This window comes from Leptospira yanagawae serovar Saopaulo str. Sao Paulo = ATCC 700523, from assembly GCF_000332475.2.
Classification (GTDB): domain Bacteria; phylum Spirochaetota; class Leptospiria; order Leptospirales; family Leptospiraceae; genus Leptospira_A; species Leptospira_A yanagawae.
On the sequence record NZ_AOGX02000015.1, the window covers coordinates 1 to 17,911 of the forward strand.

Below are 17,911 nucleotides of genomic sequence, written 5' to 3' on the forward strand. Positions count from 1 at the left end.
ATCCTTTTGGAATTTAGAAAGTTCATTCTTTAGTTCATTCAAATCTCTACAGAAGCTCAATTGCAAACATTCAGATCTTAACTTACCATTGAAGCTTTCAACGAATGCATTCTGAGTTGGTTTACCAAGGTCAATATAGGATATACCGATATTATTCTTTGATAACCAATTGATAAAAACTCTAGAAGTGAATTCAGGACCATTGTCAGTTACAAACGATTTTGGAAGCGCAGGCAATGATTCTAAGAATCGAATTAATCTTTCAGAAGAAATGGAATAGTCTGCTGATAAAACAACATTTTCTCTTGTGCAAAGATCTACACCAGATAGAATTCTTGCCTTCCGACCATCTATTGTTCGCTCATGAAGAAAATCTATTGCCCAGACCTCATTCGGTTGAGTTGGAATTGGAATAGGTGTACTATCAGCTAATTTCCGTTTCTTCCTTGGTTTTGTCCTTATTTTTAAGCCTTCTCGCGAGTATAATCTGTATACTTTTTTATGATTGATTCTCCATCCAGCTTTACGCATGAATTTATAAATCATTCGATATCCTGCTCGCTTGCGTTTGAAGGCAAGTCTTCGGATTTCATTTACAACTATCTCATCTTCATTTTTCGGATTGAAGTAGTATGTAGACTTCGGAAAATCTAAGAGCTTCAGGCTTCGCCTTTTTGAAATACCTTCCTCGTTTAACAGATCGATCGCTCTTAATTTACTCGGTCTGTCTAAAACTTTTTTCCGAGTACGTTTTTAATTGCCTGTATTTCTAGAGCCATGTTTGCCACAATTTTCTTCAATTCTGAATTCTCTCGTTCAAGTTCTTTCATTTTTTGGATGTCACTTAATTCAAGACCTCCATATTGATTACGCCATCTATACAAAGTTTGCTCTGTAAAACCATATTTTCTTGATAATTCTTTGATCGTAACTCCAGATTCTGCTTCTTTTAGAATTTGGAATATCTTAGGTTCTTCTACTCTTTTCTTCGCCATGCTTTACTCCTATTTATCGGAGGAAAACTAACTTATCAAGTGGTCCAATTTTTGGGGGGCAGGTCATATGTCACAAGCTTCTATGAATGAAAATCGTTTTGTCCTCTCCGATTACTATGAAAAACAACTAAAAGATATTATCTTTCAAGGAGAGTTTCGAGCTGAAATATTTGCGACCAAGTTTCGGTTCTTTTTTCTTGGTATGATCTTAATATTTGCTACCTTAGGATTGCTTGCTGGGCGCCCAATAATAGAGTTCTATTACCAGATATCTGCGCTTTTCATTCTAGTTGCATACAATATTTTCGTACTTTATTCATTACGTAAATCCGGAAAACATCTCAAGATATTTAAGTTTCTTTCTTCCTTTTTAGAAATATCACTTTTAACTTTTGTTGTCGGTTATACAGCCCATGCACAAAAAAATCCCAGCTTAGTGTATGCGGCTCCGATGATCTATGTGTTTTTTATCCTGATTGCCTTAGCCTCTATACGTAATAGCTCAGAGACTATTGTTTTTGCGATTGCTGTATTAGTAGTCGAATATGCTTCCTTAGCAATATTTTTTTATCCAGAGATGAACGACTTAAACAAAAGACTAATTGGGTTATCAGATTATCTAAAACCAAATTTCTTAGAGGAAAATAGTTACTTTTTTATTGTAAGTGCAGTTCCTATGGGAATTTTCTTAATACTTTCTTATATGATCATGACAGGTGGTTTGATTTTATATGCAATTCGAAACACTTCTCGAACGACAAAAGAACAAGCAGATTTAATCTTTAACACAGAAAAACAAGCAATTTTAGAAGAGAACATGCATCTTGGAATGGAATTAGAAGTCGCTAGGCAAATACAAGCGATGGTTCTACCGAAAAAAGCTGAATTAAACAAAATCAAAGTATTAGAAATATCTGCCCGAATGGATGCTGCAAATAAAGTTGGAGGAGATTACTATGACGTAATTCACCACGAAGATGGAACAGTTTACATTGGAATCGGAGACGTCACAGACCATGGACTAGCGTCAGGTGTTGTGATGCTCATGACACAATCTGCCTTCATCACAACATTACGTTCGAAGGTGATTTCCTTACGTGAATCCCTTCGTTCGATCAACTCCATTTTATTTTCCAACATCCATGTAAGGATGAATGACATCCGGAATTTAACACTTTCTCTCTTTTCTTATAAAAATGGAGTGTTTACCACTGCTGGCCAACACGAAACCATCATGGTGTACCGCCATGCCTCTAGAAAAACAGAAATCATTGATACAGTCGACAATGGTATGTTAGTTGGTCTTACCGAATCAATTGATGAATTCATCCACGAAAAACCTATTCCATTGCAACCCAAAGACATCATCTTACTTTATACAGATGGTGCCACAGAAGCAGAAAATCCCAAACGAGAACAGTTTGGCTCTCATAGGCTGATCGAATCTTTGGAACGTCATGCTGACCTTCCCACCACTGATGAAATATTATCTGCCATTTTCCAAGACATCTATGTCTTTATCGATGGTATGGATGTGTATGATGACATTACCATTATGATCATGAGGAAACGTGGTTAGGGTTTTTTATGGACAATGAAAAGGTATTGGAAGAGGAAAGAGCCAAATACGCTGAATTGGAAGTCCTTTACCAAAACATCATTGACCACTCTACCGAAATTGAGAACGAACTCTTAGAAAATAACAAAAAGATCCAAATGTATTTGGATCGAATGCGACGCTATCTCTCCCCACAGTTGTATGAAATGATCACTGGTGCGGAAGTAGAAACTTCTATCTCCCACCAAAGGCGTAAACTCACAATCTTTTTTTCAGACATTGTTGGTTTTACGACGATCACAGATTCCATAGAACCTGAAATCCTTTCCGATTGTCTCAACCAGTATTTGGATGTCATGTCAAGTATTGCGATCAAATACGGTGGAACCATCGACAAATTCATTGGTGATGCCATTATGATTTTTTTTGGGGCACCAAGTTTTGAAAACGACAAAGCTCATGCCTTAAACTGTGTAAAGATGGCAATTGAAATGCGAGACAGTTTACCTGCGTTAGCTGAATATTGGAGAAAGTCAGGTATCAATCACAACCTAACTTGTCGAATAGGAATCAACACTGGTTATGTGACAGTTGGAAACTTTGGAACCAATGAACGAATGGATTACACGATCATCGGTGGCCCTGTGAATGTGGCTTCAAGGTTGGAAACTGTCGCAAACGCTGGAGAAATTCTCATATCCAACGCAACCAAATCCTTGGTAGACGAATATGTAAATACAGTTCCCAAAGGGGAAATCCTTGTCAAAGGGGTACACACTCCCATCGAAACATTCCAAGTGATTGGAGTAAAGAATGACCAAGAGAAAAAGGAAAATCCATTTCTGAAATTTGATGGAGATGGTTTCCTTTTAAAACCCCTCCACTTCGACAAACTTAGCACAAACCCCGAAGAACGCCGATTAATGCAAAATGCATTAGAAAAAGCGCTTGCGGCATTGAAGTAGTTTCGCTACATTCTTTAGTTGAACTACGAATATGCGAAAATACGGCAATCTAACACACACAGCTTTCTCAGAACAAAAGCCAGAATCCATCATCGAAATCCATTTGAAACCTTTGGATTTGATGCGGTACTGGCGCCGTATTGGAATATTATCAGATTTTATTGGTTATTTTTATGGGTTTTCTTTTTTACCCGATGTTCCAAGCGATTCAATGGACATGAAAAATTCAGAGATCGTAAATTCGATCTCCACAGTATTCAACGAACTTTTAGAAAATGCCGCAAAATATTCTTATGACAAAAAAGCCGATATCGAAATATCACTCATCCACCGCGGCCAATCGTTTGAAATGTTAGTGAGAAACAAAACAAATGAATCCAATGTTTCAGCTTATGAAGCGAGTCTAAAAGAAATATTTTCTGCCAAAGATTTGGAAAAACTTTACTTTGATAAAATTGAATCCAATGACCCAAACTCGAATCGATCAGGAATTGGTTTGATTATGGTGTTAAAGGATTACCCTGTGGAGATGGAAGTAACGTTAGAAACAGAAGGTGAACACACCATTATCACTAGTCGCATCATCTATTTTACAGACGTGTCCCTTCGATCATAATCTCTAAGATTTGTAATACTTCTTTTTGAAAGGATTCTTTTTCTCCTTCAGAGGATTGTATGGATTTCCATTTGCGTTCATTCAGTACGGCAAAACCATGCACCCCACTCCAAAAACTCATCATAAGTGTTGCCGTAGGCACCGATTTTTTTAAAACCAATTGGTTTTGTCCATATTCTACAATCCGAAACATTCCCATATAAGCATCGTTTCCGTATTCCCTTAATTCATCCGAGATAGGATCACCTGAAACATAAATTTCTCCACCAAACATAAGTTCGGTTCTTCTTGGATTTTTGAGTAATAAGTAAATGTATTCTTCACCCGCTTTTCGGATTTTTTCCAATGGGTCTTCAGAATGTTCCCAAGCACGTTTCATGGCACCTGCCAATTCTCGAAAGCCTTCTGCCACGAGTGCTTGGAGGAGGTCCATTTTTTTTGGGAAATGCCGGTAGGGAGCTGTGTGGCTCACACCGAGGTCCTTTGCAATGTCCCTAAGACTCAAAGAAGAAACCCCAGTTTTCTCCAGTACATGACGTGAGTGTTCTAAAACATCCTCTCGCAGATTCCCGTGGTGGTAACTAGAGGGTTCCACTAGGTCTTTGGGTTTGCCGGATGTGGATTTTGATGATTGGTCCGATGGTTTTTTACTGGGGCTTAGGATTTTGGGGACTGATTGTTTTTTGGATGGTTTCATAAAATGTTTACAATGTATACTTTTTATGTTGACAGAGTATACTTATTTGTTTACGCTGTCAACATTATGAAATACGCCGACTTCAAAAAACAACCACTTTTTTGGAATGGAATCGCGATGGCAGTACTCACGATATCCATGATTCCCTTAGTTTTTCTAGATACAAGAACCCTTTTAGGAGTGAATCTCTGGATCAAACCGATTAAGTTCACCATTTCTTTGGGTGTGTATTCCCTATCCACTGTGTGGATTTTGGAACGGTTTTTAGCAGATTGGCGGTTCAATCGGAAAACACAAATCGCACTCACCATCACCTCTGTGATTGAAATTGTTCTTATCACATACCAAGCGGCAAAGGGTGAAGCTAGCCATTTTAATGTCTCTACTACTTGGAACCAAATTGTGTTTTCCGTCATGGGAACGAGTATCTCCATTTTTTGGTTATTCCACTTAGGAATGATTTTCCCAATTTTAAAAGAAAAAGGAATCTCACAATCTGCACGAGAAAGTTTACTTTGGGGACTATCGATCGCAGGGTTTGGAATGATCATCGGATTTTTTATGACACAACCTCGTCCCGAACAATTGGAACTAATGAAACAAGGGATATTCCAAACAAGTGGATCTCACTCCTTTGGAACTGGAGACCCAGGACCAGGCATTACATTTTTTGGATGGAGTACTGTGATTGGGGATATGAGAGTTCCTCATTTTTTTGGAATGCATGTGATGCAGGTATTTTTTGTGATCGCAGCATCTCTCTTCCATAAAAAAGAAACAAAGGAACAAGTTTTATTATTACGTTTTATGGGTGTGTTACTTTTTTCACTCATCATCGTGATGGTGATCCAAACTCTTTTGGGACAATCCATATTTTCGTTCCAACCATTATTTACGGGAGTTTACGGACTTCATCTCCTACTCCTTTTGTCTTTAGCTTTACGCCTTTTCTTTTTTCCTAAATTTTCGAATACAAAGGTAACTATATGAATCCATCTCTCGTTTTTACAATTGCCAATTCACTCACACTTGTTGCTTGGCTAGTTTTGCTTCTTTCACCAAATCAAAATAAGGTGATTCCCTATTTAAGGATTTTGGTCTCCGGATTATTCCTAGGTGGACTGTACATCCTTTCCTTATCGATTGGATTTGGAAATGCAGAAGGAAATTTTTCCAGTTTACAATCTGTTCGATCTTTGTTTCAGAATGATGAATTTTTGTTAGCTGGTTGGGTGCACTACCTTTCCTTTGATTTGTTTTTGGGAACTTGGGAAGCAGAAGATGGAAAAACAAACGGAATCCATAGATTGGTATTGGTTCCAATCCATGGACTTACGTTTTATTATGGGCCTGTTGGACTTGTTTTGTATTTTATCGTCCGAAGTTTTAAAACTAAACGTATTGGTTTTTAACCACCGTACACATCTAAGAGAGAAAGGACCCTTTGGTACCGGTTCTTTTTCTCTTCATCTGCTTCTAAATCTGCAATTTCTAAATTTTCGAAAGCCAAGTCTCGGCCTGTTTTATCATCCAATGTTTTCGCATTTGCCTTTGCACCCGACTCCAATAACAAAGCCAAAACTGAGGAATTTCCAAATTTACAGGCTTCGTGTAAAGCAGTACTTCCATTTTGGTCACCTATGTGGATGTCGACACCTGCTTGGATGAGTCGTTTTGCCAAACTCGGTTCCCCAAATACAGAACACCAATGCAGAGGTGACATTCCATTAATGGATTGTAAGTTTACCTTAGCTCCACGTCGGATCAGTTCATCCATCAAATTGGTTTTTTCTTGTAAACGTAGGATATTGTCTTGGCATAATTTAAAAATAGCAGTTTCGCCATTTGCATCTACGATATTGGGATCAGCACCTCTTTCCAATAATCGCATACAAGATTTGTACTTGGAGCGAACAAATGCTTCTTGTAAAAGAGTGAAACCTAATGGGTTACGGATCGAATCTTTGATGATATAATCCAATGATCCTACAGAACGAACAAAGGAATCCAAAAGATACACATCATCATCTTCTAACCAATCTAAGGTTTTGTCATCGTTTTTAGTTTCTAATTGACTCCCTAAATGTTTTTGGTATTCCTCTGGAAATTTTGTTTTAAGAAGAGGAATGAAAATGGGTTCTTTTTCAGAATGGCATACAACATCATGGATGATATGCCAATGATCAGAGTTTGGTGTTAATTGATTTGAAATTAGAAATATAAAACTTTCATTGAGTTTTCGTTGCGTGAGTTGGAAGATCGCTTGGATATTCCCTTCTTTAAAATGGACTTCCGAAACAGTGGTTTGGTTTTCGGGCCAGTGGTACATAACAAGCGATAAAAGTTCTGCTTTTTCTTTTTCGCTGAGAGTTGGAAAATGTTTTTGTAAGGACAAAATATTTCCAGACAAAACATAAATTTTTGCCGCTAAAAAACTGGTGATGAAATCAGGTAATTCTTTGTTTGCCACTCCATATTCATCAAATTGAATTTTATAGATATGTGTCGCAGTAAAACTACCATGTAAAAATGTATTCCACTCGTCCGAAATCGCAAGATACAATTTTCCATTCACCAACACATGATCATAGTCAGTAACAGTCAAAGATAAACGAACCGGTGCTTTATTCACATTATGATTGATGATGATACTCAAATTTTTGGAAGGTTGATCAGCAGTTACATCGTAATCAAAATTTTTTAGCCTAACAATTTCAGGAAGTCCTGAAATTGAAATGCGAACATCGTGATCGTTTCCTTCTTCATCTTTCAAAAAAACGAGTTCTTCATTGGACCATTCCGAAATAAAATTAGATGTATAACGTCCAAAAATTTGACCTTGTAAGTTGTGATTGGGTATTTGGCCAAGAAAATTTAGATCAAATAACACGAGTGAGTCGGATCTTTCTCCCGTTTTGATCTTTCGAAAATCGAAATGATTCCAAATGGAACATTTTTTACATCGGTACTTTCCTTTTTTGCCCTCCAGTTTGGATGAGGAGATGGAATGACCACTGAGACAGTTGGAGCAGGATAAAATCGTTTTCATATTTCGCTTGTTCCGATATAGAATCTAAGAGACTTTACCATGATCAATCGAAAATTAAAACCTTCAGGTAGGGATTCATGGGACAAAATCAATATTTACTGATCGGAGGTTCGGGGGAAGCAGGCCAAAGTGCCATCTCTACCATCAGGTCATTCGACCCCAATTCCTATATCATCTCTACCACTACGACAAAAGAACCAGTGTCGAATTCTGACCTAACTTTATTTGGCAAACGTGCGGACAATGGACTCACAGATGCCATCATCGAAGATGTAACGAAAGAGGGTCGCTCACTGATTTTCCAAGCCCTGATTTACACACCAGCTCTCGGTGAAGTGGGATTCCCCATTGAAGAAAGTACAAATTGATGAAACACTTGGAATTTGTTTAGATCCTATTCTCAGTTTGGAAAAACGATTACAACCAAAACTCACTGTCGCCTATTCAGCGTTTGGGTGCTTGGCGATTGGACTTGGGAAGAATCAGAACTACCCCATTTGCCAAACTGGTTCCAACAATTTTAGTTGATTAAAAAAGAAGGGAAACTAAATGTAGACCGATCGGTATACGGAGGGTCAAATGCAACGACTTGTGTTTCGCAAAAAAGGAATTTTGGAATGGGAAGGAATTGATACACCCACCATCACAGGTGGAAACCAAGCTTTAGTGGAACCGATTGCAATCGCTCGTTGTGATTTGGATTTACCCATCGTACGCGGAGAAACTCTTTTCCGAGCCCCCTTCCCCGTAGGACACGAGTTTGTCGGTAGGATCAAAGGTATATCAGAGGATTTGGAGGGAAAATTCAAAATCGGAACCATGGTTGCCATTCCTTTTCAAATTTCTTGTGGAACCTGTCCATCTTGTTTGTCCCACCATACAAATTCTTGTGAAACTGTCCCATACACTTCAGCATATGGTATGCCTCCTGGATCCCATGCTTTTGGTGGTGCCATTTCTGAATTGTTACTCGTACCATACGCAAAACAAATGTTATTTGAATTGGATCCAAATATCAATCCGGTAGGCATTGCCAGTTTTAGTGATAATATTGCAGAAGCTTGGAAACTCGCTGGTCGGTTCCTATCTAGAAAAAAAGATCCAAAAACATTAGTGGTTGGTGGCAATGCAGGGAGCATTGGACTGTACACGGCACTTTACCTCCACCAAACAAAAAAAGCGGAAGTTATGTATGTTGATACAAATAGAGAAAGGATTGATTTAGCATCTTCCCTCGGTATCCCAGTCACTCATCTTACCACTTTTCCCAAACCAAACGAACGGTATGATTTGGTATGTGACGCCTCTGCCACAAAAGAAGGTTGGGACTTTGCTACACGGTCACTGGGAAAAAATGCAATTCTCAGTTCTGCCTCCATTTTTTGGACCAATCGATTGGAAATTCCCTATTTGGAAATGTACAACCAAGGAGCAGAAATCCAAATAGGCCGCGTGGAATCCATTGATTCGATGAATGCACTTTACCCCGAAATCCAATCGGGTGCCTTCACTCCAGAGTCCATTGTGACGAAAACCGTTTCCTTTGCAGAAGCAAAAGAGGCATGGTTGGAAGAGTCTATCAAACTAGTGGTAACTCGTTAATTTAAGGATATGGAATCCAAACGATCGATCAACTTTTGATTAGGACTCTGGAACCATCTTATATCGGAATTGGAAATAGGAGTGGTGTCAAAAAAAGTTTTTGATTTATGTTTGGATTGAAAATTTGTTTTTTTTCAATCAAGATTTGATCCAATGAGATGAGGATTGAAACCTATTTTGAAAAAACTTTTCGATAGAAATCGCAAAACAAAACTTACGTCTCAAAAGAAATGGAATTTCTTTTTCCTTTTGGTAATGAGTTGCTTGTCTTTTGTAACCCTTCCCTTTATCCCACTATTTGCAGATACGATCCAAAAAAGGTTCATACCACCTAACGGATATTTGAGAGTGGATTATCCAAAAGATAGTTTTGCCAGTTACTTACAAAACTTTCCTTTAAAACCAGAGGGTAGCCCAGTCCTTTTGTACAATGGAAACCAGAAACAAAACCAAGTCCATGTCGCAGTTCTTCATTTTCCCTTACTGAAGAGAGACCTGATCCAATGTGCAGATGCCGTCATGAAACTCCGCGCTGAATATTTTTATGCACAAAAAAAATATGATCAGATCCTTTTTAAAATCAGCAATGGAATGGAAGTTCCTTTCCATCGATTTGCCAAAGGCGATCGAGTGGTAGTAAAAGGGAATAAAACAAGTTGGAAACTAAACCAATCCAAAAAAGGAACAAACCGGGATGTTTTTGAGGAATACTTACAATTTATTTATAGTTATGCGGGAACCATTTCTCTCAAATCAGAACTTATCAAAAAATCACTCACACAATTGGAGCCTGGTGATGTTTGGATTGAAGCAGGATCTCCCGGTCATGTGGTGATGGTTGTGGACAAAGCGATTGGAAAGGATGGACAGATGGTATTCCTTTTGGCCCAAAGTTATATGCCGTCACAGGAAATGCACATTCTAAAATCGGAAGGTGAGTTTTCCCCTTGGTTTACTCTCCCTAAAGGAAACAATTTCCAAACCCCAGAATGGGAATTCCCAGCCAAAGAATTTTATGGATTTTTAAAATGATGTATTGGTACATTGTACATATTTTTTTGACAAACAGTTTGTTTGCCAGACAGTATAGGTCAAAGGTCTTTCACGCTATCGAATCCAAGAGGAAATCTTTTCTAAGAACAAACCGACATGGAATCGATCACATTGATCTTTATAACTTCATTCTCAATACAATTGATTTCAAAGTAAGAACAACTGATGGCACCATTTAAAAAAATAGCAATTTATTGTGGATCTTCTTCTGGGAAGGATCCCTCAATTGAAAAAGAAGCCTACCGTTTAGGCGAAACTCTCGCGACACATTCCATAGGGATTGTATATGGAGGGGCCAGTGTGGGACTGATGGGGGCTGTCGCAAACGGGTGTTTGTCGAAACATGGGAAAGTAATCGGTGTGATTCCCAACTTTCTCAAACGAAAAGAAATCGAACACATTGGACTCACCGAACTCATCCAAGTAGAATCCATGCACGAAAGAAAACGTATCATGTTTGATCTTTCCGATGCATTTTTGGTTTTGCCTGGTGGGTTTGGAACCATGGAAGAGTTTTTTGAAGTGGTGACCTGGTCCCAATTGGGATTACACAACAAACCAATTGTGATTTTGAATTGGAATGGGTTCTATGACCCTCTTGTCAAAATGTTCCAAACCATGGTAGAACAAGGATTCTTAAAAAAAGAAAATTTGGATCTTGTGCTTGTTTTAGAGAAAACAGAAGACCTATTCATACAATTACAAAACTATTCTCCGTCTAAGACCGAGAAATGGTTGTCGAATGATGCCATCTAATCAAGATTCACTGGCAAGGAAGGAACAATCAGGATTATGCTCCGTTGGCTTTTTACATTTCAATTTCCTAAATCACTTTCTTTTGCCTTAGGGCTTACCCTCTCTATTAGTTTCTTCCCAGTACTTGTTGCAAACCCCGACCTATTGGAAAGTGATACTTACTATTACGACACCGTTGGCCAAAACCTAAACCGACCACCACAGAGGCCTCATCCAAACCTTCATGTACCGGCTGTGCCCGTCAAACACGGTGTCACGGTCTTTTCCAATATTCCAACTGATAAAACTGCTTACCCATACCTCCAAACAACGATTAACTTCGTAGAAGCCCATTTTGCCTTCAAAGCCTTTTTATCAGATGGAACAGAAGTATCCTACTCCACAAGAGGGGAACATGTTCGTTACTCCAAATGTAATGGAGAAATTTGTATCATCGTTTCTCAAAAAAATGTGTTAGGTGTGAGTAATACAAGCACAGAATGGGAAAAAGGCCATATCTTTGGTGAAGAACGATACGAAGTGGCAATGGGACACAGGGCCGCTCTAGTCGCAAGTGATCGCAAACTCTACCTTTACAATGGTTATACGAATCATTGGGATACCATCAGCCTTGAACAAGAAATCCTTCGTGGTTTTGCCAACCTCTATGATAAAGTAGCAATCATCACTTCGCGCCGTATCTTAGTGGTTGACCTTCCTTCCGAAGGCCAATTCGAACAAAATTTACTCCTCCGCGGTATATACCAATTCGAAATGCGAGATGGGTTCATCAATTTTTACTCAAGTGATAAACTTTGGATGTTTCGCCACCAAACAGAGGCTTTCGAAGAAGTGGATTTAACGGATTAGCCCTTTGATCACCTTAGTGTGGTGCAACTCGAATCTGTTAGTGGATCTATAACACCAGAAATATAACCAAAACTTATACTTAAATCCCTTCCAAAGAAATGATTCCTAAAAATGATATTTTCTTTCCGATCGTTTTTGGCCATGGATATAGCCATCCTAGTTCATGGTTTTGGACTTTTGAAATCAACATTTAGTCAATTTTTTTCCATTTTGGTTTTTATCATCTGCATTTAAAAACCCAATTCTTTGGGAAAAATTAATTTTTGATTGAAACAAATCGAAGGATTGATATTTATTTCGTAAATTTTTTCGAAAAACTTTCATTCGATTCACATTCGATAAGGGGAATGCAATGGTCCAAAAAAAAAAGCTTCTACTCCATCATTACGATTCTTACGTTAGCCTGTCTGTTTGGTTGTGTAACTTGGTCTTCAGGAAATCCAGGAGTTTCAAAATTAACTCACCCCGCTCCCGATAAAACATATGAAAAATTAAATTATTCTTATTCTTCAAATAATCCTTAACCGGAAGTAGTGAAAAACGCAAGGAATCGAATTGAAGAAAAAATGAAATCGTCTGGAATCTTTCAAACTGTGGAAAATCGACCACTATTGAGTAATACGGAGAAAGCTACTTACTTCCTACCAACTTTTAGATGAACTCGTAGAGGATTTTTTCCACGCAGAGGAATGGAAAAAATAAAAGAGCGTAGTCCGATCCAGCAAAACAACTAGTCAATTGTTTTGTTAGTTGTTTTGCTTTTCTCATATTGAACAAAGTAACCTACATTCTGTTATAATAAAGCATACACTTTTACTGGTTTTTCTTTGCCTTTTACATGGGTTTCTCCAAGCAGTTCCACAGTAGTAGGTTCTAAAGCAGAAGCGACAGAGTCGGAAAGAATCACATCACGGCCGTATTCTTTGGTTAATTGTTCTAATCGGCTAGCCAAGTTGACAACATCTCCAATGACTGTGTATTCCTTCCGATCCCGAGAACCTACAGTTCCGGTGACAACTTCCCCACTGTGGATTCCCATTCCGATTTTAATCGCGGGAATTTCTTTGCGTTCCACCAAACTTTGAATGCACTTACGAATTTCTTTTGCCGCTTTGGCACAGGATTGTATGTCGGTCCCATTGGAAATAGGGGCACCAAATACTGCCATAAAACCATCTCCAAGAAATTTATTTACAATTCCCCCGTTTTGGTTGATGCATATGATCACATCTTGGAAAAGTCGATTTAAAAATTGGATTAAGTCTGTCGGTTTTTGAGTCTCTGCAAATTTTGTAAAATCACGTATATCAAAGAATAAAATACAAACGTGTTTTTCTTCTCCATTCCAATCATCTCTTTGGTGTAATAATGTATTCACTACCTCTGGTGACACATGTTGCCCAAACAAAACTCGAATTTGGTTTTTTTCTGATTCTGCCGCCAAACTATTGATAAAACTAGTTCGAATTTGTCTCGAAACAAAAGCCGATAAAAAACCTCCCACTAAAAAAATATTCGCCTTACCAAAGTAAATCGGGAACGAATACAATAATGGATCCACTGCTCCTTGTTTTGTATTTTGTAAAAAATAATAAACAATTCCTAAATATTCTGCCCAAGAGACAAATCCTATAAAAATAGCCAAACCAATATCCAAACGCAACGTAGCTAAAATGATGAAGAAAAAATAAGCAAGCTCAGGAGGAGAGTTGAGTGCTAAGATTGGTACTTCCAGATTGATTCCCAAATATAACAAAAGTCCGGAGGGAATGCTACTTTCTACAAGTGCACCTAAATAACGAATCATGACTGGCGGAAATCTACCATCACGTAAGTTGGAGTCTAAAATTTTTAAGAGTATATATGCATATAAGGTATTAAAAAGAAAATACGCTGGAGGAACCCATATAGGGAATGGCTGAACATTTTTACTCAAAAGATCATCTCGGATAAAGAGCACTTGGAAAAGTAAGGCTACGGCTCCAGAGAGGAAAAGCCAAAATAGTGCTTTGGCACGTTTGCGTTCTGATTTTAAGATTTCAAATAAAAGAACTCTACTCGATTCCATGGTCTTAATTTCTGAACTGAGTATGAGTTGGAAATAAAAAATTAATACGTTCGTAACTTGTATAGGAATTGGAAATTTTTATTTCCCAACTGAATCCAAAGGAAATGAATCTCGTAGTTTCCAAGTTATGTTAGAATTTCTTCGGAATCGACAGGATTTATGAAAATCTAACTCGATCCTACTCCTTTGCTTCTTGTATGATCGCAGAACTTTGCTAATGCTTTGGTTCAAATGACAAAAAGAAATCTGCAAAGAGATGGTACCATGAATCTAAAATCGTCTTTGCAATCTCCGTACTTTGCGGAGTCTTTTCGGAGCTAGCCATAAACCTTGCGATTGGACAACCAAAGTATGCCTTTTGCCTCACTTATCTTTTTAACATAGAAATCCAAAATGAAGGATTCCATTCCCGAGTACAAGGCCATACGAGGCCAAATGCTCAAATCCTATAGTTTGGAAACCGATCAAAGTTTCTTTGGAGGAATTTATTTCTGGAAGAATGAACAATCCGCAAAGGATTGGTTCAATCCAAGTTGGTTTGCAAGAGTGAACAAGAAATATGGGGAAACAGAAGTTCCGATTCTACCTTTAGCTTGGATGCCAAAAGAGAATGAATTTCTCATTGCACGAGAATCTGCAAACTATGCAAAAGTTTTTCAAATCAAACTCAGTGAGAGTCCGAAAACGAGTAAGGAATGGGAAGAACTTATAAAATCATTCCAATCACAAACCGGTTTTTTGACTGCTTTTTCCACAAAACAAGGAACAGGTGAAACTCTCTTCTTTAGATTTTGGAAGGATAAACCAGAAGAAAAGGAAAGTGAGATCCAACAAAAGTTAACTAAGGGATCCATTTTGGGATTATGTGAGCTTCCCATACAATTGAATAATCTGTGATGAAGAAGTAATAATTTGATTTTGTCAAAATAATCAATTTACTTGAGTCTTGAAAATTCAAATAGGGTCTCACAATTACCAAAATAGTTCTTTGGAAAGAAGAGATAACTCGACTATTTATGCTTCGGAACATCACTATGTGGAATTTCTAAGTAGGAAACCATTCGAATGGTCCGATTTCAAAAAAATGAAACCAAACTTCCGCAAACACAATAAAGAAAAAAAAACATTGGGATTGAAAATGACATGATAGTATATAAATCAAATTTATCGAATAAAGAAAAACCCCCATGCCTGGAATAAAATACCCATAAATATTGATTCAAGCAAGTAGATTGTTAAAGACATTCTTCCAACCTTAGATAAATAACGAAACATGAGTAAATTCGGATATACTGAAAAATATCGTTGGATTAAAAATATATAAATAAAACTAAGTAACGGAGCCGTAACTCCAAACAATCCCATTAAAATCGCCTTTGAGAATCCAAAAACATTATATAAACTCAATGCCAATGCTGAAGTGATAGTGATGATGAATGATACAACAATCAACCAAGATGGGATTTGAGAAAATGGATTCTCAGATTGGAAAAAATTTTTTCTCCCTAATAAAAATCCAAGACAAAACATTGCAATTGAACTTGGCCAATTAAAAAGTAAAATAAATCCAAAAACCATAGAGGCAGAATTCATTCGCGAAACTACACTATCCAAAAAATTCAATTCGTTCACTTTTTTGAGAGAATTTATTTGGTTTTGTATTTCCAGTCCGGTGGGCTTATAATCACCCAAAAAATAGTAGGTTATCATGGTGCAAATCATTGCAATTGTCATCATAAATATCAAAGATTTGTCACTTGATTTGCGAAGGAAAAATAATAATAGTCCTATACAAGCATACGAAAATAGAATGTCTCCATTAAAAAACAAAACATTGTGAATTAACCCAATCAATGCTAAGCCGAATAACCTTCTCAAAAATATATTGGGATTGGTCCCAACTTTTCCCACCAATTGAATTGCAAATCCATAACCAAATAAAAATGCAAATATAGGAAAAAAGCGACCGTCACAAAACACGTAGTAAAGAAAAAAAGCAGTATTGTGTAAGAGACTCGTATTTGGATTAAATTGGTCAGAAACAAGAAAATCAGAAATTCCAAAAATTGGTAAGTGCACAAGTAAGAGGCCAAATAGAGAAAATCCCCGAAGGACATCCAAAATTTTTACGCGATTCATACCGTACACCTCTCATATGGATGTTCTCTGTCATCAGGTAGGCTTAACACGAGGAGCACTATACCACCATTTTGGCAACAAAGAGGGTCTTTTGGAGGCAGTGATCCTACAATTAGATGAGGAACTCGGAAAGGTCATATTGGAAGAATGGAATTCTCACTCGGACGAGTGGAAAGGTCTCCTATCCTGTTGCGAACTTTCATTGAAAATGGCTATGGATCCTGTAATAAAAAAAATCTATCATACCGAAGGTAGATTTGTTTTAGGGGAAAGAGTTCGAGAGATTGATGCAAAGAGTTCCATCCGCCCAATGGCCGCCGTCATCGAAAATTTGATTCGAGAAGGAAAACTAAAGAAAGTGGACCCTGAAACTTTAGCTCGACAGATCAATGCTCTCCTTATGGAGTCTGCGATTTTTATCTCTGAAAGCGAAAATCCAAAATTGACCTATTCATTGGCGATCGAATCCTTTCGAGTCATTATGGAGGGTCTCCGGACAAGATGATGTAAAATTTTTGACCAAACCTATTTTTTTTCCAAATCTCCTCAAAACTTGTCCAGATTTAAAAAACCCATTTGTCCTAAAGGAAATCAAACAAGGAGGATTCTTATGAAAAAGAATCTTATATTTACAATCATCACTTTCCTAATCATAGCGGTTTTGGAAACCATCGTCAACCAACTGCTCCTAAAAGAGACATACACTAGTTTATCACAAGTTTGGCGAACACCAAATGAGTTGGGAACCTATGCTCCGATTTTTTTAGGAATCTATTTGGTGTTTAGCATTGCTTATGTTTTTCTTTTCACTCGAGCTTACAAAGGCGAGGGAGTTTTAAGTGGAATTTGGATCGGTCTTGCCATAGGTGGAATCGCAAAATTTTGGTATGGCTATACAAACTTGATTGTACTTCCGATCCCACACGAATTGGGTTTTCTTTGGTTTTTGTATGGGACCCTAGAGACGATGATTTTAGGTGGAATTTCCGCTTTGTATTTAGACGGTCAGTCATCTGAAAAAAAACATTCTAAAAAAACGTAACGAGTGAAAGGAAAAATACGATGAAAGAGTTCTTATTATTATTTCGTAACCAAACAGCTGAAAATGGTTATCTACTATCGCCAGAAGAAATGGCAAAAGAGATGCCCAATTGGAGAGAGTGGATTGGTGAAGTGATTCAATCAGGAAAGTTTGTTTCTACACAACCATTGGAATATGAAGGTGTTGTCATTCGCCCAGGAAGTGTAACCGATGGACCTTATGTAGAGATGAAAGAAATTTTGGCAGGGTATTTAATTTGTAAGGCAGAATCGATTGAGGAGGCAATTGCCATTGGAAAAAAATGCCCTATACTAAACTATCCGATGGGAAGTTTGGAAGTGAGACAAATCACTCCTTTCCAACCATAACATATTGAAAATAACAAAATGTAAACTAGATGAATCACGTGAATGTTACGATTCATCTAGTTTTATATCTGCAATTCAAAATTCTAAACTTTAAGGACTGCAAAATGATCCAAAGGTTTGGTTTATGAACAAAAAATACTAGAGGCTATCCAAA

Annotated in this window: 21 protein-coding genes; 15 read left to right on the plus strand and 6 right to left on the minus strand. The window is 37.7% G+C overall.

Annotation, left to right across the window (positions count from 1 at the left end):
- Both LEP1GSC202_RS03585 and LEP1GSC202_RS03590 read right to left on the minus strand, forming a co-directional pair.
- On the minus strand, positions 1 to 705 hold a 705-nt coding region (locus tag LEP1GSC202_RS03585), incomplete at its 3' end, for an IS3 family transposase (RefSeq protein WP_083930001.1).
- A gap of 23 nt (positions 706 to 728) precedes the next feature.
- A complete protein-coding gene (locus LEP1GSC202_RS03590) occupies positions 729 to 995 on the minus strand; it encodes a transposase (RefSeq protein ID WP_015676611.1) in 267 nt (88 codons plus the stop codon).
- A gap of 67 nt (positions 996 to 1,062) precedes the next feature.
- Here LEP1GSC202_RS03590 and LEP1GSC202_RS03595 point away from each other — a divergent pair, with 67 nt between their 5' ends.
- From LEP1GSC202_RS03595 to LEP1GSC202_RS03605, 3 genes are read left to right on the plus strand one after another with little or no spacing between them, the layout of a single operon-like run.
- Positions 1,063 to 2,574 (plus strand): PP2C family protein-serine/threonine phosphatase, encoded by a 1,512-nt coding sequence (locus tag LEP1GSC202_RS03595; RefSeq protein WP_015676795.1) that lies wholly within the window; start codon positions 1,063 to 1,065, stop codon positions 2,572 to 2,574.
- A gap of 8 nt (positions 2,575 to 2,582) precedes the next feature.
- Positions 2,583 to 3,518, plus strand: a complete 936-nt coding sequence (locus LEP1GSC202_RS03600) for an adenylate/guanylate cyclase domain-containing protein (protein ID WP_015677415.1) — start codon at positions 2,583 to 2,585, stop codon at positions 3,516 to 3,518.
- Between the two features lie 31 nt (positions 3,519 to 3,549).
- Complete coding sequence (locus tag LEP1GSC202_RS03605; RefSeq protein WP_015677526.1) at positions 3,550 to 4,134, plus strand: DUF6272 family protein; 585 nt, start codon at positions 3,550 to 3,552, stop codon at positions 4,132 to 4,134.
- Here LEP1GSC202_RS03605 and LEP1GSC202_RS03610 read toward each other — a convergent pair.
- Positions 4,109 to 4,831 (minus strand): TetR/AcrR family transcriptional regulator, encoded by a 723-nt coding sequence (locus tag LEP1GSC202_RS03610; RefSeq protein WP_015676962.1) that lies wholly within the window; start codon positions 4,829 to 4,831, stop codon positions 4,109 to 4,111. The two genes, LEP1GSC202_RS03605 and LEP1GSC202_RS03610, sit on opposite strands and share 26 nt — an antisense overlap.
- Before the next feature lie 3 nt (positions 4,832 to 4,834).
- Here LEP1GSC202_RS03610 and LEP1GSC202_RS03615 point away from each other — a divergent pair, with 3 nt between their 5' ends.
- Positions 4,835 to 5,821, plus strand: coding sequence for a hypothetical protein (locus LEP1GSC202_RS03615; protein ID WP_341830635.1), 987 nt, complete (start codon positions 4,835 to 4,837; stop codon positions 5,819 to 5,821).
- Complete coding sequence (locus LEP1GSC202_RS03620; protein ID WP_015677110.1) at positions 5,818 to 6,243, plus strand: ABA4-like family protein; 426 nt, start codon at positions 5,818 to 5,820, stop codon at positions 6,241 to 6,243. The genes LEP1GSC202_RS03615 and LEP1GSC202_RS03620 overlap by 4 nt, the downstream gene beginning before the upstream one ends.
- Here the strand turns inward: LEP1GSC202_RS03620 and LEP1GSC202_RS03625 are convergent.
- Entirely contained in the window at positions 6,240 to 7,880 is a 1,641-nt protein-coding gene (locus tag LEP1GSC202_RS03625; RefSeq protein WP_015676664.1) for an ankyrin repeat domain-containing protein, read from the minus strand. The two genes, LEP1GSC202_RS03620 and LEP1GSC202_RS03625, sit on opposite strands and share 4 nt — an antisense overlap.
- 77 nt (positions 7,881 to 7,957) lie before the next feature.
- On the opposite strand from LEP1GSC202_RS03625, the gene LEP1GSC202_RS03630 reads away from it, so the two are divergent.
- From LEP1GSC202_RS03630 to LEP1GSC202_RS03655, 6 genes are all read left to right on the plus strand, one after another.
- Positions 7,958 to 8,248 (plus strand): hypothetical protein, encoded by a 291-nt coding sequence (locus tag LEP1GSC202_RS03630; protein ID WP_015676492.1) that lies wholly within the window; start codon positions 7,958 to 7,960, stop codon positions 8,246 to 8,248.
- Positions 8,229 to 8,408: a hypothetical protein gene (locus tag LEP1GSC202_RS20165; RefSeq protein ID WP_015676915.1), complete on the plus strand. Its 180-nt coding sequence runs from the start codon at positions 8,229 to 8,231 to the stop codon at positions 8,406 to 8,408. Before LEP1GSC202_RS03630 ends, LEP1GSC202_RS20165 begins: the two co-directional genes overlap by 20 nt.
- 51 nt (positions 8,409 to 8,459) lie before the next feature.
- Entirely contained in the window at positions 8,460 to 9,482 is a 1,023-nt protein-coding gene (locus LEP1GSC202_RS03635; protein ID WP_015677351.1) for a zinc-dependent alcohol dehydrogenase, read from the plus strand.
- A 177-nt stretch (positions 9,483 to 9,659) separates the two neighbouring features.
- Positions 9,660 to 10,514, plus strand: a complete 855-nt coding sequence (locus LEP1GSC202_RS03640; protein ID WP_015676749.1) for a DUF4846 domain-containing protein — start codon at positions 9,660 to 9,662, stop codon at positions 10,512 to 10,514.
- A gap of 186 nt (positions 10,515 to 10,700) precedes the next feature.
- Entirely contained in the window at positions 10,701 to 11,291 is a 591-nt protein-coding gene (locus LEP1GSC202_RS03650; protein ID WP_015677254.1) for an LOG family protein, read from the plus strand.
- A 36-nt stretch (positions 11,292 to 11,327) separates the two neighbouring features.
- Complete coding sequence (locus LEP1GSC202_RS03655; protein ID WP_015676539.1) at positions 11,328 to 12,140, plus strand: hypothetical protein; 813 nt, start codon at positions 11,328 to 11,330, stop codon at positions 12,138 to 12,140.
- Between the two features lie 793 nt (positions 12,141 to 12,933).
- Here LEP1GSC202_RS03655 and LEP1GSC202_RS03660 read toward each other — a convergent pair.
- Positions 12,934 to 14,208, minus strand: coding sequence for an adenylate/guanylate cyclase domain-containing protein (locus tag LEP1GSC202_RS03660; protein WP_015676515.1), 1,275 nt, complete (start codon positions 14,206 to 14,208; stop codon positions 12,934 to 12,936).
- A 393-nt stretch (positions 14,209 to 14,601) separates the two neighbouring features.
- Here LEP1GSC202_RS03660 and LEP1GSC202_RS03665 point away from each other — a divergent pair, with 393 nt between their 5' ends.
- Positions 14,602 to 15,105, plus strand: coding sequence for a hypothetical protein (locus tag LEP1GSC202_RS03665; RefSeq protein ID WP_015676714.1), 504 nt, complete (start codon positions 14,602 to 14,604; stop codon positions 15,103 to 15,105).
- A gap of 267 nt (positions 15,106 to 15,372) precedes the next feature.
- On the opposite strand, the gene LEP1GSC202_RS03670 is transcribed toward LEP1GSC202_RS03665, so the two are convergent.
- Complete coding sequence (locus tag LEP1GSC202_RS03670) at positions 15,373 to 16,347, minus strand: DUF418 domain-containing protein (protein WP_015677418.1); 975 nt, start codon at positions 16,345 to 16,347, stop codon at positions 15,373 to 15,375.
- 16 nt (positions 16,348 to 16,363) lie between these two features.
- On the opposite strand from LEP1GSC202_RS03670, the gene LEP1GSC202_RS20420 reads away from it, so the two are divergent.
- From LEP1GSC202_RS20420 to LEP1GSC202_RS03685, 3 genes are all read left to right on the plus strand, one after another.
- Complete coding sequence (locus tag LEP1GSC202_RS20420; RefSeq protein WP_051125282.1) at positions 16,364 to 16,852, plus strand: TetR family transcriptional regulator; 489 nt, start codon at positions 16,364 to 16,366, stop codon at positions 16,850 to 16,852.
- Between the two features lie 105 nt (positions 16,853 to 16,957).
- Entirely contained in the window at positions 16,958 to 17,389 is a 432-nt protein-coding gene (locus LEP1GSC202_RS03680) for a hypothetical protein (RefSeq protein ID WP_015677096.1), read from the plus strand.
- Positions 17,390 to 17,409: 20 nt separating this feature from the next.
- Entirely contained in the window at positions 17,410 to 17,757 is a 348-nt protein-coding gene (locus tag LEP1GSC202_RS03685; RefSeq protein ID WP_015677433.1) for a YciI family protein, read from the plus strand.
- The last annotated feature ends 154 nt before the right edge of the window (positions 17,758 to 17,911 follow it).